The 27,000-nt window shown below is 44.4% G+C and carries 18 protein-coding genes; 14 read left to right on the top strand and 4 right to left on the bottom strand.

Annotated features, from left to right (window positions below):
* Positions 1–70 precede the first annotated feature (70 nt).
* From F0145_RS08785 to F0145_RS08820, 8 genes are all read left to right on the top strand, one after another.
* Positions 71–1,174, top strand: coding sequence for a complex I subunit 1/NuoH family protein (locus F0145_RS08785; protein WP_150087993.1), 1,104 nt, complete (start codon positions 71–73; stop codon positions 1,172–1,174).
* Positions 1,175–1,177: 3 nt separating this feature from the next.
* Positions 1,178–1,801: a 4Fe-4S binding protein gene (locus tag F0145_RS08790; RefSeq protein WP_150087995.1), complete on the top strand. Its 624-nt coding sequence runs from the start codon at positions 1,178–1,180 to the stop codon at positions 1,799–1,801.
* 262 nt (positions 1,802–2,063) lie between these two features.
* Positions 2,064–2,525: an NADH-quinone oxidoreductase subunit J family protein gene (locus F0145_RS08795; RefSeq protein ID WP_223815906.1), complete on the top strand. Its 462-nt coding sequence runs from the start codon at positions 2,064–2,066 to the stop codon at positions 2,523–2,525.
* Complete coding sequence (gene nuoK / locus F0145_RS08800; RefSeq protein WP_150087999.1) at positions 2,518–2,832, top strand: NADH-quinone oxidoreductase subunit NuoK; 315 nt, start codon at positions 2,518–2,520, stop codon at positions 2,830–2,832. The genes F0145_RS08795 and nuoK overlap by 8 nt, the downstream gene beginning before the upstream one ends.
* A gap of 14 nt (positions 2,833–2,846) precedes the next feature.
* A complete protein-coding gene (locus tag F0145_RS08805) occupies positions 2,847–5,036 on the top strand; it encodes an NADH-quinone oxidoreductase subunit 5 family protein (RefSeq protein ID WP_223815907.1) in 2,190 nt (729 codons plus the stop codon).
* Between the two features lie 36 nt (positions 5,037–5,072).
* Positions 5,073–6,770 (top strand): complex I subunit 4 family protein, encoded by a 1,698-nt coding sequence (locus F0145_RS08810; protein ID WP_150088001.1) that lies wholly within the window; start codon positions 5,073–5,075, stop codon positions 6,768–6,770.
* Between the two features lie 46 nt (positions 6,771–6,816).
* Entirely contained in the window at positions 6,817–8,343 is a 1,527-nt protein-coding gene (locus F0145_RS08815) for an NADH-quinone oxidoreductase subunit N (RefSeq protein WP_150088003.1), read from the top strand.
* Positions 8,344–8,347: 4 nt separating this feature from the next.
* Positions 8,348–10,243, top strand: coding sequence for an amidophosphoribosyltransferase (locus F0145_RS08820; protein ID WP_150088005.1), 1,896 nt, complete (start codon positions 8,348–8,350; stop codon positions 10,241–10,243).
* A 129-nt stretch (positions 10,244–10,372) separates the two neighbouring features.
* Here the strand turns inward: F0145_RS08820 and F0145_RS08825 are convergent, their stop codons facing one another.
* Positions 10,373–13,645 carry a PD40 domain-containing protein gene (locus F0145_RS08825; RefSeq protein WP_150088007.1) on the bottom strand — a complete coding sequence of 1,091 codons (3,273 nt, stop codon included), beginning with the start codon at positions 13,643–13,645 and terminating at the stop codon, positions 10,373–10,375.
* Positions 13,646–13,652: 7 nt separating this feature from the next.
* The gene (locus F0145_RS08830) at positions 13,653–14,723 is read right to left on the bottom strand and encodes an NAD(P)/FAD-dependent oxidoreductase (protein ID WP_150088008.1); all 1,071 of its coding nucleotides are present in this window, start codon (positions 14,721–14,723) and stop codon (positions 13,653–13,655) included.
* An 84-nt stretch (positions 14,724–14,807) separates the two neighbouring features.
* Here F0145_RS08830 and F0145_RS08835 point away from each other — a divergent pair, with 84 nt between their 5' ends.
* The 6 genes from F0145_RS08835 (at position 14,808) to F0145_RS08860 (ending at position 22,497) form a co-directional block, all read left to right on the top strand.
* Positions 14,808–15,443 carry an MBL fold metallo-hydrolase gene (locus F0145_RS08835; protein ID WP_150088010.1) on the top strand — a complete coding sequence of 212 codons (636 nt, stop codon included), beginning with the start codon at positions 14,808–14,810 and terminating at the stop codon, positions 15,441–15,443.
* A 39-nt stretch (positions 15,444–15,482) separates the two neighbouring features.
* On the top strand, positions 15,483–16,199 hold the full coding sequence (gene pssA / locus F0145_RS08840) for a CDP-diacylglycerol--serine O-phosphatidyltransferase (protein WP_150088012.1): 717 nt from the start codon (positions 15,483–15,485) through the stop codon (positions 16,197–16,199).
* 12 nt (positions 16,200–16,211) lie between these two features.
* On the top strand, positions 16,212–16,463 hold the full coding sequence (gene purS / locus F0145_RS08845; RefSeq protein WP_150088014.1) for a phosphoribosylformylglycinamidine synthase subunit PurS: 252 nt from the start codon (positions 16,212–16,214) through the stop codon (positions 16,461–16,463).
* Between the two features lie 81 nt (positions 16,464–16,544).
* A complete protein-coding gene (gene porU, locus F0145_RS08850; RefSeq protein ID WP_150088016.1) occupies positions 16,545–20,024 on the top strand; it encodes a type IX secretion system sortase PorU in 3,480 nt (1,159 codons plus the stop codon).
* A gap of 34 nt (positions 20,025–20,058) precedes the next feature.
* A complete protein-coding gene (gene porV / locus F0145_RS08855; protein WP_150088018.1) occupies positions 20,059–21,192 on the top strand; it encodes a type IX secretion system outer membrane channel protein PorV in 1,134 nt (377 codons plus the stop codon).
* A 21-nt stretch (positions 21,193–21,213) separates the two neighbouring features.
* Entirely contained in the window at positions 21,214–22,497 is a 1,284-nt protein-coding gene (locus tag F0145_RS08860) for a M16 family metallopeptidase (RefSeq protein ID WP_150088020.1), read from the top strand.
* A 122-nt stretch (positions 22,498–22,619) separates the two neighbouring features.
* On the opposite strand, the gene F0145_RS08865 is transcribed toward F0145_RS08860, so the two are convergent.
* Positions 22,620–24,986, bottom strand: coding sequence for a glycoside hydrolase family 127 protein (locus F0145_RS08865; protein WP_150088022.1), 2,367 nt, complete (start codon positions 24,984–24,986; stop codon positions 22,620–22,622).
* Between the two features lie 374 nt (positions 24,987–25,360).
* The gene (locus F0145_RS08870) at positions 25,361–26,992 is read right to left on the bottom strand and encodes a T9SS type A sorting domain-containing protein (protein WP_150088024.1); all 1,632 of its coding nucleotides are present in this window, start codon (positions 26,990–26,992) and stop codon (positions 25,361–25,363) included.
* Positions 26,993–27,000 lie beyond the last annotated feature (8 nt).

The raw sequence follows: 27,000 nt of genomic DNA on the forward strand, positions 1-27,000 counted from the left end.
AAGATTATTAAGACTTATTCTATTTTATTCATCCAAATGAAATAACTTTGCCCCACCATTTCGGATTATTATGCTGGCATTAATCCTTTGCATTGTATTCTTACTGCTACTAGTAATTGTAACGGCTTACGCCGAACGCAAGGTGGCGGCCTTTATCCAGGACCGGGTGGGGCCAACGGAGACCGGCCCGCATGGCATTCTGCAATCGGTGATGGATGTGGTAAAATTGCTGCAGAAAGAAGACATTATTCCGTCGGCGGCTGATAAACGGCTTTTTGCACTGGCCCCGATTGTAATGTTTGCGGCGGTGCTGGCGGGTTTTGCGGTTATTCCAATTACGCCTTCGGCTATTGCTTCGGGTGCTTACTTAGGTGTTTTTTACCTGTTGGCTATTATTTCGCTCGATGTAATTGGTTTGCTGATGGCGGGTTGGGGCTCCAATAATAAATACGCAGTGTTGGGCGCTATGCGTTCGGTGGGGCAGATTGTGTCGTACGAAATTCCGGCGGGTTTAGCGGTGCTGAGTGTAGTCATGATTTGCCAGAGTCTGGATTTGCAGGAAATAAGCTTTCAGCAGGGCATTTTAATGAACCAGTTTGCCGGTCTGGAGCAGGAAGTTAATTATTTATTCGGCCTGAAAGCTTTGAACCTGGATGTAACCAACGTGGGCGGCATAACTACCTGGAATATCGTTCGGATGCCGTTTTTATTTATTGCCTTTATTATTTACTTTATTTCGTCGCTGGCCGAATGCAACCGCGCGCCTTTCGATATTCCGGAAGCGGAGTCGGAGCTGGTAGCGGGTTTCCACGTAGAATATTCGGGTTTCCGGTTTGCGGCTTTGTTCCTGGCCGAATATTCGATGATGGTGCTGGTAAGTTTGGTGGCCGTAGTTTTGTTTTTAGGCAGTTGGAACACGCCGCTTCCGAATATTGGCAGCGTACAACTGGCTTCCTGGACGACTGGCACGCCGGGTGCGCTGACCGGCCATTTATGGGGCGCTTTCTGGTTACTGTCTAAAACGGTTCTATTGCTTTACACCCAAATCTGGATCAGGTGGACTTATCCGCGTTTGCGCGTAGACCAACTGATGCACCTGTGCTGGAAGGTTTTTACGCCGATCATGCTGGCCTTGGTACTGCTAGCCGGATTGTGGCGTTTATGGATGATTTAGTTTATGAAAGAATATATTTCAAACAAATATAATAACAGCTTTTTTTCGGTGGTGGGCGCCCTCCTGAAAGGTATGCAACTAACCTTGCAGCATTTCTTCCGGGCCAACAAACGCCGGGAGCCCACCTTCGTAAGCGACCCGAATTATTTTAAGCAACCCGAAGGACTGGTAACCTTAACCTATCCGTACGAATCTTTGCCGGTGCCCGAAGTGGGCCGCTACCGCTTGCACAACGAAATTGACGACTGCATTGTGTGCGACCTGTGCGCCAAAATTTGCCCGGTTAACTGCATCGAAATAGAATCCATCAAAGCCACCGAAGATATTGGCATTACTTCGGATGGTACCAAAAAACGCTTACACGCTGCCGTATTTAATATTGATTTAGCTAAGTGCTGTTATTGCGGTTTGTGTACCACGGTTTGCCCCACCGATTGCTTAACCATGACGAAGGTGTACGATTTTCCGGAAGTTGATATAAAAAATATGATTTACCATTATACGGATTTATCGCCGGAGCAAGCCCAGGAAAAAAGACAAAAATACGAACAGCAGCAAGCCGAAATCGCCGAAGCCAAAGCCGCCGCCCTCCGGGCCAAGCAAGAAGCCGCGAAAGGCAATATTTAATATTACGTTTGTCTGGAGACTTTCAAAACTCCTTCTATAATTTAGGGCAGGTGCCCGGCGGGCGGAAGGGTTAATTTCAGCAAGGAGAAAAGTAATAGTCGGCAAGGCGAAAGCAACCGGATTAAAATTTGCTATTAGCAATTAAGTTTGAATGGCTAATTAGATTTGAATTAATTATTATAAAAATTTACAGATATAAATGAGCCTAGTTCTCATATTTTTTTATGTTTTCGGTTTTCTCGCCATCGCCTCAGCAGCCTTTATGCTCGCCACAAAAAACGTGTTGTACGCGGCTTTTGGTTTGCTGGTAACCTTGCTTTCACTGGCCGCTATTTTTGTTCTGCTTTTTGCCGATTTTGTAGCTATTACCCAACTCATGGTTTACGTAGGCGGAGTGCTGGTGCTCATTTTATTCGGGGTTATGCTGAGTAACCAGGTACAGGGCCGGGCCGTGCAGTCCGAGTCCGTGAACGGCATAAGCGGTGCTTTGGTAGCGGGCATTCTTTTTGGCGGTTTAGCTTATTTAATATTATCCGCTGATTATTTATACCTCGAAGGCATTAACGTGGCGGATGCTGCCCCGGTAAATACAAAAAGCAGCATTATTGCCATTGGTATCCGGTTGATTACTAACTTTGCCCTGCCGTTTGAAGTAGCTTCCCTGATTTTACTTATTGCTTTAATGGGAGCTGCTTATATCAGTACCGAAGATAAACATGAATAATATTCCGTTAATACCTGTTTTATTACTCGGAGCCGTGCTTTTCTGCCTGGGCATTCTGGCGGTTATTACCAAGCGGCACGCCATTGTGGTATTAATGGGCATCGAACTAATATTTAATGCGGCCAATTTAAACCTGGTGGCTTTTAACCGGCACCAACCCGACCTGATGCAAGGCCAGGTTTTTTCAGTATTTGTTATGGTAATTGCGGCTGCGGAATCGGCGGTGGCGCTGGCTATTATTTTAAAAGTATACAGTTATTTTAAAACCGTTAACCTGGACCAGATCCGGCACGAATCCGACGTTTAACCACTTAAATAATTTTGAACCAAGTAGCTGCTCCATTATTAACACCCGAACAAAATAGCCTGGCCTTATGGGCGTTGCTGGTTTTGGTGTTGCCACTTATTGCGGGCGGGCTGGTATTAATATTCGGTAAAAAATTACCCCGGCAAGGCGATTGGTTAGCTATTGCAACTACTGGTTTAGCTTTCTTTTTAGCGTTGTATTTATTTTTTCAGGTTTGGGAAAATAAAACCGTACACGTAAGCTGGTCCTGGTTCCAACTGGCGACCGGCAAAACCAGCATTATTTCCTTTACTGCCGGCGTATACCTTGATAATTTGGCGGTGCTGATGCTGGTTATTGTTACGTTTATCTCGCTGCTGGTGCAGGTGTTTTCGGTTATTTACATGCACGGCGAATGGCGTTATCATCATTATTTCGGGTACTTGGGCATTTTTACCTTTAGTATGCTGGGTATTGTTTTGTCGGATAATCTGCTGCTGCTGTTTATATTTTGGGAATTGGTGGGTTTTTCGTCGTACTTGCTCATTGGTTTCTGGTACGAAAAAGATGCCGCCGTGCTAGCCGGCAAAAAAGCTTTCCTGTTTAACCGGGTGGGCGATATTGGTTTTTTGTTCGGTATATTTCTGCTTTATACTTACTTGCAGACTTTCGATTTAACCCTATTAAAAAATGCTATTGCTACCGGCGTAAACCAAGGTGGTACATTTATTTTTCCGGTTTTGACCGGCCAGGCTGATTCAGTTACTTTAAGTTACACTTTGCTCACTTTAGCCGGATTAGGTATTTTCTGCGGTTGTGTGGGTAAATCGGCCCAGTTTCCGTTGCAAGTTTGGTTGCCCGATGCCATGGAAGGCCCAACACCCGTTTCTTCGCTCATTCATGCCGCTACTATGGTGGCCGCCGGGGTATATTTATTGTCAAGGTGCTTCCCGTTTTTCACCGAAGATGCTTTACTGGTAATTGCCATAATTGGCGCATTAACGGCTTTACTCGGGGCATTGGCAGCTACTGCGCAGTACGATATTAAAAAAATATTGGCATTTTCTACTATTTCGCAACTCGGTTATATGGTAATGGGCATGGGCGTTGGGGCGCACGATGCTTCTTTGCTGCACCTGGTAACCCATGCCTTTTTTAAAGCTTCCTTATTTTTGAATGCGGGTATTGTTATTCATGCCATGCACCACGCGGCGCACGAATTTTCGGATGAGCACTCCGATGTGCAGGATATTCGCAACATGGGGGGCTTCCGCAAAATATTGCCCTTTACGTTTTACGCCTATATTCCGGCCGCCGCCGCATTGGTGGGTTTGCCCTTGTTTTCCGGTTTTTTATCGAAAGATGCTATCCTGACAGGGGCTTGGGCCTGGGCAGGCTTGATGAGCCAGAACGGCAATCTGCTATATTATTTAATTCCGGTTTTTGGTTTTGGTTCGGTGCTGCTCACCGGGTTTTACATGGCGAAACATTGCTTTTATATTTTCTTCGGCGAAAGCAAATTATATAAGGAACCGGAATTATTGCGGGAAAACAAAACGGCCGAAGCTTCCGGGCTGTTGCTGGTACCAGTTGCTATTTTAGCGGTCTTATCGCTGGCCTTTTTCTTTTCTTTAAATCCTTTTAGCTATGCTGGTAGCTGGGTAATGCAAGGCGTAAGCTGGCAAAAACTTTTAACCGGGCAGCCCGGCTTGTCGGGTGGTTTGTTGCCGGCCATAACTACGTATTTACACGATGCTTCTTATATTTCTTTGGTTACGGCTATTCTTTCGGTTTTATTGGCTGTAGTCGGTATTTGGTTGGGGTGGCTTAGTTATAAAAAAGCAGTTACGGCGGGCAGTTTAAGTACCATTACGGCTCCAACTTCCGGGTTTAGCCGCTTAGCGTATTATCATTTTTACCTAGACGCTTTTTACGAGAAAGTAATTATTAATCCGTTTATGCGGCTTTCGGGCGGAGCAGCTGCTTTCGATAAGAATTTTATTGATTATAGCCTGAATACTTTTGCCAAAATAATGGTAGTGCTGGCTAAGCTAATTGGCTGGGTAGATCGGTGGTTGGTAGATGGTACGGTGCACCTGTTGGTTAAAGTAGCCGGTCTAATCGGAAGATTGGGGCGTTTTATGCAAAACGGAAAGGTACAATCTTACTATATCTTTTCGCTTTTAGGCCTGATATTATTGTTTTTATATATACTTGCATTCTAAATACCGGATTAAATTCCGGCGTGCGCAACTGGAGAAATGGATTATATTTTAAGCAGCCTTATTTTTATTCCTTTACTGGCGGTACTCATTATCCTGTGCTTACCAAAACATTTTACGCAAGGTATTAAGCTAGTGGCCTTACTGGCGACCAGCCTGCAATTAATATTATCGGTTTGGTTATATTCTGCTTTCGATGCATCCGCCACAGTACAAGGTTACCAGTTTGTGCAACAACTTAACTGGATTAGCCTGAACCTGCAAAGCCTGGGCCTGCTCCAAATTCAATATTTTGTAGGGGTAGATGGTATCAGCCTGAGTATGGTATTGTTAACCGGGCTGATTAGCGTAATTGGGATAATCTCTTCCTGGACTATTTCGAAAAACATAAAAGGCTACTTTGCCCTGTATTTGCTGTTGGTTGGCAGCGTGATGGGCTGTTTTCTGGCCCTCGATTTTTTCCTGTTTTATTTGTTTTTCGAGTTCATGCTCCTGCCCATGTATTTCCTGATTGGTATCTGGGGAGGTCCGCGCCGCGAATATGCCGCCATTAAATTTTTTATCTACACGCTGATCGGTTCTTTGCTCATCCTGATTGTGATGATTGGCTTGTATACCTCTGCGTTTGATCCGGCTGCTACCGCCGTAAGAGCTAATTTGGCTCCGGCTGGCCAAGTTGTTTCGGCAGAAGTTGTGGCTGAGGTGCAGCGGCAAGTGGCCGCGGGTACCCTGACTGGTGCCAGCATAGTTCATACTTTTTCTATTCCGGATATGCAGCAAGCCGCTAATTTTATTCCGGGCAGTATTTTAAATATTTTATCGGAGAAGCAATTGTGGGACATTCCGGTGCGGTATTTAGCTTTCTTATTGTTATTTATTGGTTTTGCCATTAAGTTACCCGTGGTGCCCGTGCATACCTGGCTACCCGATGCGCACGTAGAAGCACCTACGCCTATTTCGGTGCTGCTGGCGAGTTTGCTGTTGAAAGTAGGGGGCTACGGTTTATTCCGGATTGTGTACCCTGTCTTTCCAGAAGCGGCGGCCTATTATGCTTACTTTGTGGGATTAGTAGGCGTACTTTCTATTATTTACGGCGCTATGTGTGCGCTGGCTATGGCCGATTTAAAAAAGCTGATTGCTTATTCTTCGGTATCACACATGGGTTTTGTGTTGCTGGGTTTGGCTTCGCTTACGTCGGAGGGTACCAACGGCGCCATGTACCAGATGTTTAGCCACGGGTTAATTTCGGCCATGCTCTTTATTATTACGGGTGTAATTTACGACCGCTCGGGCAGCCGCATGATTGATAATTTCCGGGGTTTGGCTTTTTCAATGCCGGCTTTCACGGCTTTGGTGGTGGTCGCGTTTTTTGCTTCGTTAGGTTTGCCGGGATTTTCCGGATTTATTGCTGAATTGCTGGTATTACTGGGCGCTTTCTCCTCGTCGGCGGTTTCGGGTATGCTGCCTCGCTGGCTGGCTATTGTGGCCACCGGGGGTTTGTTGTTAGGCGCTGCTTATTATTTGTGGGCTTTGCAGCGCATGTTTTTTGGCAAGCATTGGGTACATCCCGAATTAAAAGGAGAACCCGTAATGACCGACCTGACTAAACGGGAATATTTAATGCTGGTGCCGCTGGCTATATTGGTATTAATATTTGGCTTATTCCCATCGTTGCTGTTAAATAAAATTAGCCCCGATATCAACTATTTTTTGCAGTCGGTTTTACAAAACCGGTAATAATAAAGTCGCTCGGATTTAAGAGTAATATTGTAACTTTGCACCCGTGAATATTACGGCGCAATCGTTAATAACTTCCTTAACCGAAATTCTTGGCAGCTTTGCCTTTTTAGGGCCAGAGTTAATGCTGGCGTTATTTTTCCTGCTTATCGTGGCTCTGGATTTATTTAAATCCAAATTAATTAAAGCTGCTTTGCCTTGGGTGGCCTTATCGGGTATCCTTATTTCCCTAATTAGCCAGATTTATTTTCTGAATAATAATCAGGCAAAGCAGGCGAAGCTATTTTTTTCCGGATTGTTAATTACCGATGGGCTGGCACTTTACGCCGGCCTTTTGTTTTCGGTAGCGGGTATTCTCACCATTGTGTTGTCGGTGTTAAGCAAGCAGTTGCAACTAAAGTTTTCCGGCCGCGGCGAATATTATGCCTACATCCTGGTTTTACTGGCAGGCTTAAATTTAATGGCAAAATCGGTGAACCTGCTAATGTTGTTTGTAGCGTTGGAGCTGGTTTCGATTGGTTCGTATTTGTTAACCACGGCTATTAAAAGGCAGCAGGATGCCATGGAGTCCGGCCTGAAATATATCTTGTACGGCACCCTGGCGTCTGGGGTAATGCTTTATGGCATGTCTTTCCTGTACGGTTTTGGCGGGTCGCTCAGTTTTTTGGATACTGCTTTCTGGGCTAATCTCAGCCGCTTAGATAGTCCTTTTTTTCTCGTTATTTTCCTCTTAACCTTTGCCGGTTTTCTGTTTAAAATTGCGGCCGCCCCTTTTCATTTTTGGGCACCCGATGTGTACGAAGGCGCACCCACGCCCATTGTCGCTTTTTTTGCTACGGCTCCTAAAATTGCCGGGTTTGTGGTGATTATCAGGTTTTTACTGCAAATAAAAAATAATTTAGCCACTACCCTGCAAGATGACGTAATGCTATTGGTAGGGGGTATTTCCTTACTAAGCCTGGTAATCGGCAATTTTACTGCGCTCTGGCAATCCAGGGCCCGGCGCCTGCTGGCTTACTCTTCGGTGGCGCATGCCGGTTTTTTACTGGCCGCTTTGGCCGCGCTGGCAACTAATTCCATCGAGGCTGTTTTGTTTTACCTTTCGGTGCTGCTCTTTATGAACTTCGGCATATTCTTACTCGTGCAGGTTTTTGAAGAGCGGCTGCAAATATTCGACATCAAGGGTTTGGCTGGACAAGGTAAAACGTATCCGTTGTTAGGCGTGCTGGCCATTATTATTCTGATTTCCCTTACCGGTTTGCCACCTACGGCCGGATTTACAAGTAAATTATTGCTGTTTACCAACATCTGGCAAAACTATAGTGCCACTGGTAACCAACTCTTACTTACCCTTTTACTGGTTGGTTTGCTCCTTACCGGGGTAGCTTTTTTCTATTATATCCGGATTCCTTACTTCTTGTTTTTCAAAAGGAATTTAAACCCGGAAAAAAAGGTTGTGCTGGGAAGAGAAGATATTGTATTAGCCTTTATTTCTTTTCCCTTGCTTTTATTTTTCTTTCAGCCGGCTTGGCTGACAGAACTGATACGGCAGGTTGTTCTTTATTCTAAATAATATTATGAGTGATGAGATAAAACATGAATGCGGCATTGCCTTGGTCCGGCTCCGGAAGCCCATTCAGTATTACGCCGAAAAATACGGCACCGCCATGTACGGCATTAACAAGCTGTACCTGTTAATGGAGAAACAACACAACCGCGGCCAGGACGGTGCGGGGGTAGCCAGTATAAAAATTCATGCCCAGCCCGGCACCGAATATATTTCAAGGTACCGATCGGTTAAAAACCGGGCTATTAACGATATTTTCGGGCAAGTATCCGATACTTATAATAAACTAAGAAAAAAATATCCGGAGCAAGTGCAGGACCTGGATTGGCTGCAGCGGAATATGCCTTTTCTGGGTGATGTATACCTGGGCCATCTGCGCTACGGCACCCACGGCATTAACAGCATCGATAATTGCCACCCGTTTGTGCGCGAAAATAACTGGCGGAGCCGGAGCCTGGCGGTAGCTGGTAACTTTAACATGACCAACGCCGATGAATTATTTCAGGCGCTAATGGAAATCGGGCAGCACCCGCGCCACACCAGTGATACGGTAACCGTACTCGAAAAAATAGGTCACTTCCTTGACGAAGAAAATCAGGATTTATTTGAGCATTACAAAAAATCTTACTACACCAACATTCAGATAACCCAATTAATAGAAGATAACCTGAATCTGCAACGCGTTCTGCGGCGCGCCTGTAAAGATTTTGACGGTGGTTATGCCATGGTAGGATTAACGGGTTACGGCGCTTCTTTCGTGGTCCGCGACCCGCACGGCATTCGTCCAGCTTATTATTATATTGATGAAGAAGTGGTGGTAGTAGCTTCTGAGAAGCCGGCCATTAAAACTGCTTTTGGTGTAGAGTACGACCAGATTAAAGAAATTACGCCGGGCCACGCGCTGATTATTAATAAAAACGGCGGTTCGCGCGAACTCGAAATATTACCCGAAGCCGAGAAAACATCCTGCAGTTTCGAACGCATTTATTTCTCGCGCGGCAATGATCCCGAAATATACAACGAGCGGAAAAACATGGGCCGCCTCCTCTGCGACCAAATTCTGAAAGCCGTTGATTACGACTTAAAAAATACCATTTTCTCTTATATTCCCAATACCGCCGAAACCGCTTGGTTAGGTTTAATGAAAGGTATTGAAGACCATCTCCGCGAATACCGGCGTGAAGCCATTCAGGCCGGAATAGAATCGGAAGAAGAACTGGAACGCATATTGGCTTTAAAGCCCCGGGCCGAAAAACTGGTAATTAAAGATGCAAAGATGCGCACCTTTATTACCGATAATGATAACCGCGATGACCTGGTGGCGCACGTATATGATACCACGTACGAGGTAATTAAAAAAGGCGTAGATACCATTGTGATGATAGATGATTCTATTGTCCGCGGCACTACCCTGGAGAAAAGCATTATCCGGATGCTCGACCGCCTGGAACCGAAGAAAATTATTGTGGTTTCCTGTGCCCCGCAAATCCGCTATCCCGATTGCTATGGTATTGATATGTCTAGGTTGAAAGAATTTGTAGCTTTCCGGGCCATGCTGCATTTGCTGGAAGATAACGGCTGGGATTATAAACTAGATGAAGTTTATGATAAGTGCCGGGCCAATGCCGACCGCGACATATTTAAGCGTACCAACTTTGTAAAAGAATTATTCGATTTATTTACGCCGGAGCAGATTTCAGCCAAGATAAGCGAAATTGTAAAAGCGCCGGAAGTAAATGCCGAGGTAGAAGTTATTTACCAAACCATCGATAACCTGCACAAAGCTTGCCCCAACCATACCGGCGACTGGTATTTTACCGGCAATTACCCAACGCCGGGCGGCAACAAAGTGGTAAACCGCGCCTTCATGAACTTTATGGAACGGAAAGAAGTAAGGGCTTATTAATATTTTCTGGTTGGTTTTAAAGCAAGTTCCAGATATGAAATATTTAGAATTATAAGCAAATCCAGCTAATTTGAACAACAAAAAAGGTCACCCATTTGGGTGACCTTTTTTGTTGCAGTTTCTTTAGAATTAAAAATCATAACCCAACGATACATATATTTTAGGGCCGTTGCGCTCAAAGTTTTCTTCGCCCCAGGCTACATCAACTTTGCCGTACATGCCCAGCAGGGTAGTGCGGGCGCCTACGCCGTAGCCAAACAAGAATGGGTTGCGGTAGTTAATAACAATAGCCTGAAATGGATTGGTATTGGTCGCATCGCCGCTCCGGCCACCCAGTACCTGGGTGTTAAAGGAATTGCGCCGGCTAAACGGATTGCTGCCGTTGTAAGCCGTACCCACATCGCTGAAAGCCGTTAACTGTAAATTCCGGAAGAAGCCTGAGCCCAAGGTAGAGTTCTGGAATAAATATTGCACAATGGGCATCCGCAGTTCGGAGTTAAATAACAATAATTTATTGCCGCGACGGGCATTGTAATCAAAGCCGCGCATAGGGGTGGCAAATTGCTGGTAAAACAAATCGGCCGGCGATTGTCCGTGAAAAATCCGGTCGGCTGATTGCGTATCCTCGTCTTCTTCGTTAAAGAGCCAGTTATCTACCCCGCCCAATAAATACCGTTTGGGTGCGTTCCCAGCGTATTGACCGTAGCTAACCCGGTTGGCCCAGATTATTTGCCGGTGTATTTTCTGGTAGTGGCGCAGGTCAACGTAAATGCGGTTAAAGTTTTTGGTTTTCTCATTCAGCTCTTTAAAGGAGGTAATGCCTACTTTCATGCGGGTACCTTCCATCATATTTATGCCCGTTGAAATAGAGTTATCAAAAACAAATTCGCCGCCTAAACTCGCAAACATATCTACACTATCGGGCTCCGATAAGAAATTAGTAATGCTGTAACGGGTATGCAATATTTTAGGTAAAGCCCGCACGCTAATAGTATGGGTTAGCGGATAGCTGATAGATGGGGTAAATTCCTGGCGGCTGTACCGCAACGAATTAGTCGTAAAGTTCTGAAAAATTGTTTGTTTCAAGTAAGATATCCGCCAATCGTAGCGCTTCTTAAAGTTGGTGTATTCGGCGTAAAAATTACTGGTGCGCAAATCTGTCACAATAAAAGCGCCGCCGTTAATGCGGTGGTCTTCAAACATATCTGACATGCCTACTTCGGCAATTAAACCAAACCCCATGAGCGCATCCTGGTAAACCGAAGACACCACATTGTTGATGCTGAACCGTAAATCGTATTTTAAAGGGCCCGCTATGGGTACCGATTCGGGGCCAGGTGCGGCCGGCCTAGCCACAATTGGCTTTTGCGGCGTGGTGGCAACAGGCTGTTTAGGCTCGGTATCGAACTGGTAATTTTCGGGGTTAACGGTTTTATCCTGCGTGGTTTCGCCTTGTTTGGTTATGGTTTCGGGCGTTTGCGCGGTTGAGTCAGGAGTTGGCGTGGTTGGTTCCGGTGCTTTATTCTGCGGCGTAGTTGCCGGCCGGTTGGGCCGTAAGGTTCGGTCTTCTAAGGTTTTTTGCCGTACGGTTTTAAAATCAGCAGCAACGGCGTTTAAAGCGTAGTTCGGGAAATAATAAACGTATTCTTTGTTGCGGTCAGCGGCAATAAAAGCCAGCTTTTTAGCTACCGGATCGTAATCGAACATTTTAATATTCTGCACAAAATTGCTTACCCGTTGCCGCTCGCCGGTAGTTAAATTATACCGGTGCAAGCTGCGGATACCGGTTTGCTCGCTTAAGTAAAGAATATTCTCGTTGTCTTCGGCTACAGGCGCTAACTCGTTAGAAATAGAAGAAACCAGTTGTTTCGGCCGGGCACCGTTCCGGTCGAGGTCCAGTAAATACAAATCAAAATTATCAACAATTTTGTCGAGGGCAGGCTTTTCTGTGCCCAGGGTATCTTGCCAACGGTTAGAGCTAAAAACAATGGCGTTCCGGCCTTTCAGGAAGCTGGCATTTTTGTCGTCGTAAATATCGTTGGTGAGTTGCTGGGCTTGCCGGCTGTTGCCACTAAAAAGAAAAATATCGCTTTGGCCGTTTTTAACCGCCGTCATAATCATTTGGCGGCCATCTTCGGAATATTCAATATTCAGGATTTGGGTAAACTGCGCTAAAATACTCCGGGTTTTACCGCCAAACACCGATTCTTTTAAATTATTAAAAAAGGCATGATTTTTCCGGTCGAAATAATGGGTATTTACCACGGGTTGCGCCCGTTTCACTTCCACAATATTTAGTTGCCTATCCGATTTCCAGGTGAGTAAAGGGGCTTTAAAATCTACTTTCTGGTCGGGGGTTCTGTGCCCGCCTTTCCGTACTTTAAAGGTTCTTTTGCGGTTTACATCTATTACCTTAATCTCGTACCGGCCGCGGTCGTTTTGCACAAAAGCTAACTTGCTGCCATTGGGGCTAAACGTAGGCTGGCTAAATATTTCGTTCCGGCGGTTGCGGGTGGTTAATAAATTTTTCCGGTCTAAGGAGGTAAGTTGCGTACCCGGATACGGGTTCATTTGGGTATAATATTTTTGCCAGTCGCGCATAAACTTTTTGTAAGGCACGTTCAGGCTGCTGGCAATGCCCACTTCAATGTCGCGGGTAATGCGCGTTAAGTTTAAAATATTCTGAATAGAGGTATAGCCGTAGCGCTCCGAAATATAATTCCAGACCGATTGCCCGGCCAGCCGCTGGTTACGCACAAATAATACATCGGGCTTTTTGTTTACGTTTTTAATAACCATGTCGCGCATGTAGTTATCCATTTCCACGTTCCAGCCTTCGGCAATGTAAGAAGCGCCACCGTTCAGAAACCATTCGGGCAGGCGCAGCATATAACTGCTTTGCAACACTTCTTTTAAACTGCCGCCGTACATCATATCGTGCAGCAACAATTGGGCTACATTCAGGCTTAAGGTTTTCTTAAATTCGGTTTGCGAACCTTCAAAAGCCAGCTCTATTTTATTTTTCAGAAAAAGGGTTTCGCCGCCGGTTTGGAATTGGTCGTCGTTCAGGCCAATATTACTTTGGCGCAAATCGGCCACCGAAGCATACAAAATAAGGGTGGTTTTGGAATACGGAAAATAGCCAATGAGGCTGGTAATCCGTTTTAATTCTTTCTCGGCGTATTCGGCGGTAAGGCGGGCGTTTTCGCGGCCGCTGCCGTAGTAGTACACATTAAAATTTTGCGTACTTAAATATTGCCATTTAAATTGCTTATACTGAATGCGGTTCATGCCGAAAGTTTCGGGCGCGACCTGCGCTTGTACGGGGTTATGGCCCCCTAAAAACAGCAGGGTAGCAGCAATAACCGGTACAGCCAGAAGAGACTTGTAAAACTTTACCATTGTTGCGTTAATAATGCTCTCTATACAACGTAATATACCTTAAAATATTTATTTCCGGAAGCAATTCTTCGGCTCCTTTTAAAACCTGTACAAAATGGTGGGCCAGGTAAGGTGCCATCATCACGCCCTTCGAACCCATGCCGTTAAATATTTTTATTCTTTCGTGCTTAGGATGAATACCAATTAAGGGCCGTCGGTCGCGCACAGCCGGTCTGATACCCGCTTTATGATCCACTACGGTAAATGGCACTTTTAGTATATCCTTTATTTTATTAAAAAGTTCTTCTTTGCCAGCCTCCGTAGGCATTTCATCTACGGTACGCCAGTTGTAGGTAGCGCCCACTTTAAATGCCCCATCTGGTTGCGGTACCACATAAACTCCTTTGTTGTAAACCTGTTCGGTGGCAAGTTGTTCGGTGGTTTTAATAATAAGTACTTCGCCTTTGTTTAACGAGAAAGGCAGCCAGCTAAAATAAGGGTTTAAGGCAGCCTGAAATCCTTCGCAAAAAATAATATTCTGGGCTTGCCATTCTTTATACTGCACGCCACTATCGGTTAAGGTTAAATAATTAAAATCAAACCGATCGGTTACCAACTCTTTTTGTTCAATTCTGATTTGCTGGAGATTTTCTAGTAACAAAGACACGTGCACGTAGCCGCCTTTGTCGATTAGAATGCCGCCTTGCTCTTGTTTAATAATTTTGGAAGAGGGTAGGGAAGTATAAACGGCTTTAATAAAATCGCCGTACGGTTGGCCGGCGCTTTTGCCCATCCAGTTATTTTGCTCTTCTACCGATGAAAATAATTTAAGTATAGGTTTGGCGTGAAATAATTTTATTTGCCGGTCTTGTTCTAAGGCTTGGTAAAAATTTGTAGCAAAGGGTACCAGCACATCGGCCAACCACGATTTGGCAAAGCGCTTACCCGCCAGGGGGTTCATTAAACCCGCTGCCACATTAGAAGCCGAATTAGCTTTGGGTTCGTCGATTACCAATACCGTAAAATTATGCGCTACCAGGGTTTGAGCCAGAATACTGCCCGCCAGTCCGTGGCCTACCAGGATAAAATCGTAAATCATTCGGGCAATTTAACAGAACTATATTCTAAATTTGTAACGTACAATAGGATATTCTTATTCCTAAACCTTATTTACCTACAGCTTATGACGATAAGTGGTTTTACCTTTAACCCTTTCGAAGAAAATACTTACGTGCTGCACGACGAAACCCGGGAGTGCGTAATTGTAGATCCAGGTTGTTACGAGAAAAATGAACAGGCCGAGTTAACGGACTTTATCCGGGATAATAAATTAAAAGTGGTGCAATTGCTGAATACCCACTGCCACATCGATCATGTTTTTGGCAACCAATTTATTATTGATACCTATAAAGTACCGTTCCTGATTCACCAGGCCGATTTAGCTACCTTGCAAGCCGTGCCGGTTTATGCCCCATCTTACGGTTTTCCGCAATATAACCCCGCTACACCTACTGGTTTTATAAACGAAAGCGATATTATCAGATTTGGCAACACCGAGTTAAACGTATTTTTTACGCCGGGACATGCGCCGGGGCACGTAGTTTTTTACCACGAACCAACTAAAACCTGTATTGGCGGCGATGTTTTGTTTCAGCGCAGCATTGGCCGCACCGATTTACCCGGCGGCAATCACCAAACTTTACTCCAGAGTATTCGCACCAAATTATTTACCTTGCCCGACGAAGTTACCGTATATCCGGGTCATGGCCCCAGCACTACCATTGGCGCAGAAAAAAAATACAATCCTTTTTTGCGCTAGCCTAATTAGGTGATTTCTGTGCGGTAGCTACCAAAAACTATGAAGAAACATATTCCTAATTTTATTACCTGCCTTAATTTATTTACTGGTTGCGTGGCGGTATATATTGCGTTTCAGGGTAACCTGGAATTCGCAGCTTACCTGGTGGGTATTGCCGCCGTTTTCGATTTTTTAGATGGCATGATAGCCCGGCTGCTGCACGCTTATTCCGAAATAGGTAAACAACTCGATTCTTTGGCCGATATGGTATCGTTTGGCGTGCTGCCGGGCGTCATTATGTTTCAGTTGATGCGCAAAAGCGCCATGGCCAATCCTAACACCTCTTTGTACGAAGCCGAACTGTTTCCTTTCCTAGCATTTATTATCATCATATTTTCGGCTTTGCGCCTCGCAAAATTTAACATCGATACCCGGCAAACTACTTTATTTATTGGCTTACCAACGCCGGCCAATACTTTGTTTGTGGCCTCGCTGCCTTTAATATTAGCCTCCGACCAATATAATTTGAGTCAATATTTCATGAACCAATATATATTATTAGGTTTAACACTATTCCTCAGTTATTTATTAGTAGCCGAGATTCCGTTGTTTGCCTTAAAATTTAAAAACCTGGCCTGGAAAGATAATGCTACGCGCTTTATTTTTCTATTAATTGCAATTCCCTTATTGTTTCTCCTTAAATTTGCCGCCGTACCCGTAATAATTGTACTGTATGTACTTTTATCGTTTTTTGCGCAACCGAAACAAAATATATAGATACCTATAATTATGAAATTTACCGCCGAAATTGATATTATGCCGCGCCCCGAATTATTAGACCCCCAAGGGAAAGCCGTGATGCTGGGCCTGGAACACCTGGGGTTAAACCAGGTAGCCGATGTGCGGATTGGCAAGCACATACGCCTGAATCTGGAAGCTGAAAATGAACAAGCGGCCCAGGAAAAAGTAGAGCAAGCCTGCAAAAAACTATTGGCTAACTTAATTATGGAATCTTACACTTTTGAACTCACTCCTGCCTAGTAAAATATTATTTAAGACTTACCTATAAGCTCAAAACCTTGTAACTGAATAAGTAGCAAGGTTTTTTTTGTATATTGCTGTATGCTCAAGAAGTTTACCGGCGGCCTGATTCTTATCTTAAGCTTACTGCTGACAGGGGTAAACTACGCGCAAACTACGCTGCCAAAAGAAACTTCAGTTTTAAATAATGGCCAATGGTTTAAACTGGGTATTACCAGCACGGGCATTTACAAAATTGATAGAAATTTATTGCAAGCCGCTGGCATAGCAGCCGATGCCATTAATCCAAAAAATATTAAAGTTTACGGCAACGGTGGCGGTATGCTGCCCCAATTAAACAGCACGCCCCGCCCGGACGACCTGGTAGAAAATGCTATTTTGGTGTCGGGCGAAGCCGATGGCAAATTTGACGCGAACGATTATATTCTTTTCTACGGCCAAGGCCCGCACCGCTGGACTTACGACCCCAACAGCAAACGCTTTCGGCATGCGTTTAATATTTATGCCGATACCGCTTATTATTTTATTACCGTAGGAACTACGCCCGGCCGGCGCGTATCGGAACAAACAGCCGTAACCAATTCTACCGTTACCATCGATACCTACCTGGAGCATCAGTTTTACGAAAAAGATTTAATTAGTCCGTTGCAATCGGGCCGGGAGTGGTACGGCGAAGATTTTACAGCCTTTACGCCCACGCGCAATTTTACATTTCCGATTACTAACTTAGTACCCGGCAGCCCCATCCAAATTACATCGGCGGTAATGGGTAGTTCCCGGGCGGGGAGTGAGTTTGTTTTGAAAGCCAATAATATTGCCGTAGGCAACCAGTCTATTAACGGGCAGGGTACGCATAATTATCACCCGGTTGGTGAAGATAACCTTACGCATTTTACCCTGAACAGCAATAGCCTGCAGAGTGGTGCCGAACTCACGCTAAATATAGCTTTCAACAACAAAGGCGTAACCGATGCTATCGGTTATTTAAATTACCTGGAAGTTACTTCAGAGCGTTACCTGAAATTCTCAGGAAATCAAATAGCATTCCGCTCCCTGCAAAATATTCTGCCCAGTGCCGTATCTACTTTTAAAATAGAAAATATTACCCCCGAAACCATTATTTGGGATGTTACGCAAGCTACTAATCCGCAGGTTATGGTTTTGCAAAAGCAAAATAATACCGCCACTTTCAACGTAAAAACCGATACATTACGGGAATTTATCTCTTTTAGGGGCAGCGATTTTCCTAAACCAGCTTTAGCCGGCAAAGTAGCGAACCAAAATTTACACGCTTTAAACGTAACCGGTACCCTCGACCTAGTTATTCTAACGCATCCAGCTTTTGTAGCCGCCGCCGAAAAACTGGCCAATCACCGCCGCACCCGCGATAATTTAAACGTAGCAGTAGTAACGGTAAATCAGGTTTATAACGAATTTTCTTCGGGGGCAACCGATGTAACCGCCATTCGGGATTTTATGAAAATGCTGTACAACCGCAGTAAAAAACCGGCCGGCGAAGTAATTTATTTGCTTTTATTCGGCGATGCTTCTTACGATTATAAATCACCGCCGGGCCAGGCTCAAACCCGCACGCCCTTTAATACTAATTTTGTCCCGGTTTACGAATCGCGCCAATCCCTGAACCCGCTGCGCAGTTATTCTTCCGAAGATTATTTTGGCCTCCTGGACCCGCACGAAGGTTTGTGGCTGGAAGAAAATTTTAACACCTCCGAACTAATAGATATTGGCATTGGCCGCTTGCCCGCAAAAACCTTAACCGAAGCGCAAACTTTGGTAAATAAATTAATTCATTACGACAGCCCCGCGGGTTTCGGAAACTGGCGCAACCAAATTACTTTTTTAGCCGATGACGGAGATGGGGCCGAACACTTGCGCGATGCCGAAAACCTGGCTAACTACCTCGAAGAAAACCAACCCGCTTACCACGCCAAAAAAGTTTACCTCGATTTATTTAAACAAACCACCGTACCCAACGGCCAACGTTCGCCCGAAACTAACACCACTTTAGATAAAACTATAGAAAAAGGCACGCTGTTGCTGAATTATACCGGGCACGGCAACGAAATTAGTTTGGCCCACGAGCAAATATTAACCATGCCGCAACTGCAAAACTGGAAAAATTACGACCAGCTTACTTTTATGCTTACGGCTACCTGCGAGTTTGGCCGCTACGACGATCCCCGGCGCAGTTCGGGTGCCGAAGTAGCTTTGCTAAACAACCAGGGCGGCGCGATGGGTTTGCTATCAACCACCCGGCCGGTATACGCCAGAGATAATCGCCTGTTAAACCGGCATTTTTTCGAGAATTTATTTACGCCTATTAACGGCCGGATGCCCCGCCTCGGCGACCTTTACCGCATTACCAAAAATAAAAGCCAGAACCAGATAAACAATCGCAATTTTACTTTGCTCGGCGATCCCAGCCAAAAGTTAGCTTACCCCGCTTTAAAAGCCATTATTACCCAAATTAATAAAAAACCTGTAAGCACCGGCATAACCGATACCTTAAAAGCCCTTTCGGATGTAATTATTAGTGGGGCTATTACCGATGCGGACGAAAATTTAATAACTAGCTTTAACGGCCAGGTTAGCATTAAAATTTTTGATAAGCCCGCTGTGCTTAAAACCTTCGGCGACGAAGGCACGCCGGGTGCCGGCAATATTCAGGCAGTGGCGGTGCAGGAGAATATTTTATATAATGGTTTGGCTACCGTAAAAAACGGTGTATTTACGGTAAATTTTAAAATACCCAAAGATATTGCCTACCCAATTGGTAAAGGCAAAATAAGTTTGTATGCTTTTAATAATGTTACGGATGCGCTGGGTGCCAACACCACGGTGGCGGTAGGCGGTTCTCATCCCAATCCGGCCGCAGATACTACGCCGCCCACCATTAAGCTTTACCTCGATGATGAATCTTTTGTAGCCGGCGGCTTAACCAGTAATACGCCCCAATTGCTGGTTAAACTTTCCGACGAAAGCGGCATCAATACCACCACAACCGGCATTGGCCACGAAATTACCCTAACCCTGGATAACAATAATGCCCAAGCCATTATCCTGAACGAATTCTATACCACCGAAAAGGATAATTTTAAAGCTGGCCGTATTAATTATTTATTACCTAATTTAGCGCCGGGTCCGCACGAATTAAAGATAAAAGCGTGGGATATATATAATAATTCGTCGGAAGCACGTTTACCCTTTGTTGTTGCCGGGAACCAGAATTTTGTAATCGAAAATATTCAGAATTATCCGAATCCGTTTGCTAACCAAACTACCTTTGGCATAAACCATAACCAGGCGGGCGATGAAGTAGAAATTCAAATTCAGGTTTTTAACCTGATGGGGCAATTGGTGAAAACCATTCGGGAGAAACGGGATAAAAGCAAAAACCGTATTGCCGATATTACCTGGAATGGGAAAGACGATGCCGGTAATAAGCTGGTAAATGGTGTTTATCTATATAAAGTTAAAATTAGGTCCTTAACAAAAGGAATTTGGACCGAACAGGCGAAAAAATTGATGATATTAAATTAATATAGTTATATTTACCCCAGAAAAGTAATATTCTATGAAATACAACTCCGGCATTAAAAAAAGCCTGCCATTTTTAGTTTTTTTATCATTAATTTTTACGGGTGCTGTGGCACAAAATCAAAGCGCTACGGGCTCTGATGTTACGACTATAACTACTGCGGTACCTATTTTAACCGTTTCGCCCGATGCCCGTTCGGCAGGTATGGGCGATGCCGGTGTAGCCATTAGCCCCGATGCGAATACCGCTCACTGGAATCCGGCAAAACTTGGTTTTGTTACAAACGACATGAGTGTAGGCCTGTCGTATTCGCCGTGGTTGCGCAATATTATTAACGATATGTCGCTTACTTATTTGTCGGGGTACAAGCGGGTAAGCCAGCGGGGCGCTTTTTCGGCCTCCATGCTTTATTTCGATTTAGGCGATATTCAGTTTACCGATGATTTAGGAAACCCCTTAAATATTCATAACCCCAAAGAATATACTTTTGACTTGGCTTATGGTCAGCAGTTAAGCAATAATTTAAGTGTTGGCGTGGGGGCCCGTTTTATTCATTCCAACTTATCGGCGGGTATTAGCGATTCCCGGCCCGGCAACTCGGCGGCCGTAGATATTGGCGTTTACTATACCAACGACCTGACCATTGGCGCGCGCGATTACAATTTATCGTTTGGCGGTAATATTTCGAACATTGGGGCCAAAATAGCTTACACCAACGCCGACCAGAAAGATTTTTTACCCACCAATTTACGCCTGGGTACGGCTTTTACCATGAACCTGGACCCTTACAATAAAATTACTTTGGCCATCGATGGCAATAAATTACTGGTGCCTTCACCGGACTCTACTAACACCGGAAATATTAGTGTACCGCGGGCTATTTTTAGTTCTTTCGGCGATGCCCGTAACGGCTTTAGCGAAGAAATGCAGGAAATAAGCCTTTCTACCGGATTAGAATATTGGTATAACGATGTTTTTGCGGCCCGTGCCGGCTATTTTTACGAGAGCCCCAACAAAGGCGACCGTCATTACCTGAGTATGGGTTTAGGTATGCGTTACCAGAAATTTGGCATCGACGTAGCTTACCTGGTACCTAATTCGCGTAACAACCCATTAGCTAATACCCTGCGTTTTACCCTGGTATTAAACATCGACAAAGAAGAAGAATAATTCTGGGATTTAAAACTAACTATGCTGGACAGAACCGTAGCCCCTGCTATACAAAAAATATCATCTATACAGTTACCGGTTGCCGATATTACAGCCTTGCCCAATGGGGCAAGGCTGCATTGTTTATATAATTACAACCAGCCGGTTTTAAAACTCGAAATTGTTTTTAAAGCCGGCAAATGGTACGAACAATCACCGGGTGTTTCTTATTTTACATCTAAGTTGCTTTTAGAGGGCACCCGTAACTACACGGCCAAGCAAATTGCCGATATGATTGCTTATTACGGGGCTTCCTTGGAGTGTAACCACGGCTTTGACAGGGCAACACTTACGCTTTATTGCCTGGCAAAACACCTGTTAAATTTATTGCCTTTGTTGCAGGATGTTATTACACAGCCCACTTTTCCGGAAAATGAATTTCTGCTTTTAAAGAAAAGAACGCTGCAGAATATTTCCATCGAAAAGCAAAAAAATACTTACCTGGCTACTAAATTGTTAACCGAAAGTATTTTTGGGGGCAGCCATCCGTACGTGGCCGGTCTGGACGAAGCCGTAATTGAAAATGTTTCGTTGGATCAGGTGCAGCATTTTTTTCAGACCAATTTTTCGCTGGCGGGCACCGAAATATTCTTTTCCGGCGCAGTTGAACCCGAAGCTACCGCCGGTTTAGTGGCTATGTTTAACCAAATTGCGCTAAATAACCTCTTGGTGCCAGTTGTTAACCATTCTTTAAGCTATAAACCCCAGGCGCATTATTTAGAAAGACTGGATCAAATTCAGACTACCGTCCGGATGGGCAGCATCTGGCCTTTGATGCACGAAGCCGATTTTTCAGAATTGTTATTGCTGAATAAAATATTAGGCGGCTACTTTGGCTCCCGGCTCATGAAAAATATTCGGGAAGATAAAGGTTTTACGTACGGCATTTTCTCGACGGTTTCGGCTAAAGAAAACGCCACTTTGTTTTACATTGGCACCGATGTAAATTATGAGAACTCCGGCCGGACAGTAGAAGAAATTTTAAAAGAAATAAATTTGCTGCAGAACGATTTGGTGCCGGATGAAGAACTGGATGCGGTCCGGAACTATACCATTGGCAAATTCATCAACGACACCAATAATATTTTTGATCAGGTAGATAAGTACAAATCGTTAATTCTGCATAACCTGCCGGTTACCTATTACTCCGATTACCTGCAAAGAATTTCGGAGGTTAGCGCCGAACGTTTAATCGAACTTGCCCAACAATATTTAAATCCGGCAACCTTAACCACTGTTTTAGCCGGAAAAGAAGTAAGAGCTTAAATTTTTAATCTCGTTTTTTGAGAATATCATAAATAAAAACACCCGCTAAATATAATATTTAGCGGGTGTTTTTATTTAAAGCGAATTAGGTTTAACATATACCCAGAAGGCGCTACATAAACTTACTTAAGCAACCGCACATAATAAATACCGCCGGCCGTTGAGTTTTGGTGCGCTACAAATTTTACATTTAAATTCGTGCTGCCGGCCTTGGTTATTATTGCGGGTGGCAGTTGGTAATCAACTTCATAAAATTTGTCTCCGGCCGAGCCATCTAGTTTTACTGTTTGCAGGAGTGTATTATTCACGAAAATATCAAAACTGCGGTTTTTATCGCCGCCGAAATAAGTTATTTGTAAAGTACGCGCTTCTTTCTTCGGGTTCTTTAAATCGTAACTAAACCAACCGGTAGCATGACGCCAATGGCGGTTGTTAAATACCCCCGATTCGGTTTTTTCGCCCTGAAAGTTATGGTCCGACTCGGGTTGTTGTTCGCCAGGGGCTACCTGATCGACGGTGCGCTCCTCCAGAGCTAGCCGGATCGCTTCCTTTTCCCGGATGGCTTTCCGGTTGCTTTCCAGTTTTTCGGGGGTAGTTACGGGCCAGTAAAGCATATAGCGGGCTTCGTGTATCTGGTAAAAAGGCACCAATTCCAAACTTTTGTATTTAGCGGGGTAAAGCAAATTAGAAACCCGGAAGGTTAAAGGTTTGCCCGCCACTAGCTGCACCGCCGCGGCTAAATCGGTATTGTTAGAAACGAGCATCGGCGCTTCTTCAATGGGGTACTGCTGCCCGCTGGCAATATGCCCCATCCGGCTAGCATCGGACCACAGCCCTTTAAGATTTGTAGTATCCGTTTTTGCCGCAAGTACTATTGGGCCATGCACAAACGAAACCCAGGGTGAGTTATCCGGCATTGCTTCTACTTTGGTTTGCATGGGCAAAGTAACTGTAACCACATCGCCGGTTTTCCATTTGCGCTCTACGGCAACGTAGCCGTTTGCCCCAGGGGTAATATTTATTGCTTTATTATTTACCTGTATTTTTAATTTACCGGCTTCTACCCACGACGGATAGCGGATTTGCAAAGCAAACTTCTGCGATTTTTTCAGCTTTAATTTTAGCGCCGTTGCTTCTTCGTAGGGGAATTTAGTTTCCTGGGTGAGCGTAAGTCCTTTTTCCTGCCAGGTAAGCTCCGACGGAATAAACAAGTTTACAAAAAGCGATTTGGTGTTGTGGGCATAAATCAGTTCGCCGTATTTGCCATGATTTTCCAGTCCGGAACCTACGCAGCACCAGAAACTTTCCTGGGGTTGGGAATATACCCGGTAATGCTGGGGCCGCATGGGCGTAAAATATACAAAGCCGCCTTTCTCAGGGTGCTGCGACGATAATATATGGTTGTACAGGGCTCGTTCGTAATAATCTAAATAATCAGCATTGGGTTTAGACTGAAATAAGTGCTTCGTAAGTTTCAGCATGTTGTAGGTATTGCAGGTTTCCGGCCCTTCTACCGATTCCAGCATCGAAGAAAAATTATTGGCCGGATGAAAATGCTCCCGCACGCTGTTCCCACCAATCGAAACAGTCCGGTGCTGCACAACCGTTTGCCAGAAAAAATCTGCGGCATCGGCCCAGGCCTCGCCGCCGGCAACTTCGGCAACCCGCATATACCCAATAACTTTCGGAATTTGCGTATTAGCATGAATACCGTTTAAAGCATCTTTTTTGGCTAGTAAGGGGTTGAGAATATTTTGGTGCGAAAATTTGCGGGCCAGTTCCAGGTATTTTTTGTCGCCGGTTAAAGCCGCTACATCGGCAAAGGCTTCGTTCAGGCCGCCGTGTTCGCTTTTCAGCATTTCCTGTATTTGCGTTTCCGATAAGTTGGCCGTTAGGTTCAAACACCAATCGGTAAGCTTCACCAGCATATCTTTGGCTTTGGCATTAGCTCCAAACTGATAAGCATCGTATAAACCGGCGTAAATTTTATGAATATTGTACAAGGGCACCCATTTTTTATTTAAGGAAAAAGTACCGGCATCAATTTTCCCTTGGGCAATATCTTGCCACATGGCTTTTCCGCCGGGCACACCGCCCAGGTAGCCGTTGCCGTTCTTTTCCTGGCAGGCGGCCAGTTGGTCAATCATATAATCGAGCCGTTGCTTTACTTCCTGGTTGCCCGTAGCCGCGTACATCAAAGACAACGCCGATAAATAATGGCCGCCAATGTGCCCATCCAGTCCCGTATTTTCCCAGTTGCCGTATTGTTCAGCTTTTGGTTTAATGCCCGCTTCAATAAGGTAAGGCGCCAGCAACCTATCCGGATTAAGGGCCAAAATATAGTTGAGGTCGGTTTGTTGGGCTTTTTTAAAAGCACTCTCGTGCAGTTTAACCGCGTTTAAAGGAAAGCTTTGCACGGTAAGCTGCTGGCTAAAACCAAGTACCGGAAGCAGCGATAAAAAAAGAATAGGAAAAAAATTAAGCTTCATGCTGGATAACTCTAAATATTACGGGCTAATTTAATAGTCAAGAACCGGGAGTAATAGCAATTCGTGAGAAATAACGTGAGAAATAATTAGAGGCGCAGGTTACAGCTTAATAACGGATGGTACCCAACAGTAGTGAAATATTAACTTTCGGTATTTCGAATTCACACCTGTCATTCAGGAGGAAACTATTTAGTAGATAGCCAAAAAGTTTCCTCCTGAATGACAAAAGTGGAATGTTTAGGCCTATTAAACTATTTACAAGAAACCTTTGCCTAACACCCGTTACTAAGTATAAAAAAACTAACAGGATAAACTACAACTAGGTGGTTTATCCTGTTAAGTTAAAGAGTAAAATTTTAGTTGTAAAAGAATATTTATCGTTTTACGAAGGTTTTACTTTCCTGGGTATTATCTTTTATAACTACCAGATAGTAAGTGCCAGCTGGCAAAGCAGCGACCGGAACCGCCATAGCGTGGGTGTTTGGGTTAGTAGCGGATTGCTGGTAAATAACCTTCCCCAGTGCATTTACAATGCGTACATTTATTTCTTTGTAAGCCTGCGAATTTCCTAAATCTACGTTCAAAATATCTGTAGCTGGATTTGGATAGAGATTTATTAATGGTTGTGAAAGCTTAACTTCTACTGCTATTACGGGCGAGTACGTAATGGTGCCGTCTAAATCAACTTGTTTTAGGCGGTAATAACTGGTACCGGGCAGGGGCTTTTTATCAGCAAATCTATATTGTTTTTCGGAGTTAGAATCGCCGTTGCCTTTAACAACTCCAATTTGGTTAAAATCTGAAATTCCCTCCTGACTTCTTTCCAGGACAAACTGCTCATTATTTTTCTCCATAGCCGTGGCCCAACTCAGTATTATTTCTTTAGCAGATACAAGCGCCTTGAAGAATATTAATTCAACGGGCAGCACCGAGTTATCAATATTCGGAAAGCCTTTGGTGTTGCTGTTATCAAAACTGTGGCCCCAGGTACCCGGTGCAAAATTCGCATTATTTTTTAGCGCCAGGTAAAGCGAGTTGTCAGGGCCATCGGCAGCGTTCTCGGTTGTACCAATATCCTGGCTTTTCAGGCCGCTTGCCGGCCCTGATATACCTGTAATTTCGCCGCCGTAAGATAAAAACTGAATAATATGTTTGCCAGAAGAGATAGCAATACCTCCTTGTCCATCAACCAGGCCCGCTGGTATATCGAGGTAATATATTTTATCATCTTCCACAATACCCATTGGTGGTGTTTTAAAGTTGCTTAAGCTAAAAGTACTATAAACTTCGCCAGTGCTGTTATATAGGTTTATTTGCACTGAATTAAGATTGGTAAAATCTTTAGGAACGGCAAGTTCTATAAAACCGGTTTTAGTAACCGTTGTGTTGGCGTAGTGTAATTCGTTTAATTTAATGCGCGGAATAGGGGTGCCGAATAAACTTAGGTTGTCTACCCGAAAGGCACCTAAATAACTGCTGGCACCATACCCGTAAATCCGGAATGTAACAGACCTGCCTTCAGGAATAATTATATCGGTAAAATCCCAGGTGGCTTTACTTAATTTGCTTTCCAGTGGCGAAAAGTCAAACGATTCGGTATTGAAGTTGCCGCTCCCATTGTGCGTAATTCTAACATTAGTAGGGCCGGCATCGGTGCGGTAATTATCGAAACTAAGCGAGGTTAGTAGCAAAGCGTAATCAGGCTTAGCCGTAACGGTAAACTCTATAAAACGCTCATCTTCGGGTGTTTTGGCCCATTCGCGCGAGTTATACACGTTATCGCCGCGCCACCATTGCACCACTTCTCTTCTAAATGGGCTAAAAGTTGCATAATAAGGTTGGGCTGTTACGGCAGAAAAATCATTTTGGGTTTGAAGTGTAGAAACTCCGGTGAACTCGTATTTACCAATTAATTGAGCAAAAGCATTTGAGGAAGAAAAAGCAAAAAAGATAAAAATTAAAAATGTGTACAGGGTTAAGTTAGAAAGTAATGAACCAGTTTTCATTTAAAATA

The organism is Adhaeribacter rhizoryzae (assembly GCF_008629685.1).
GTDB classification, from domain to species: Bacteria; Bacteroidota; Bacteroidia; order Cytophagales; family Hymenobacteraceae; genus Adhaeribacter; species Adhaeribacter rhizoryzae.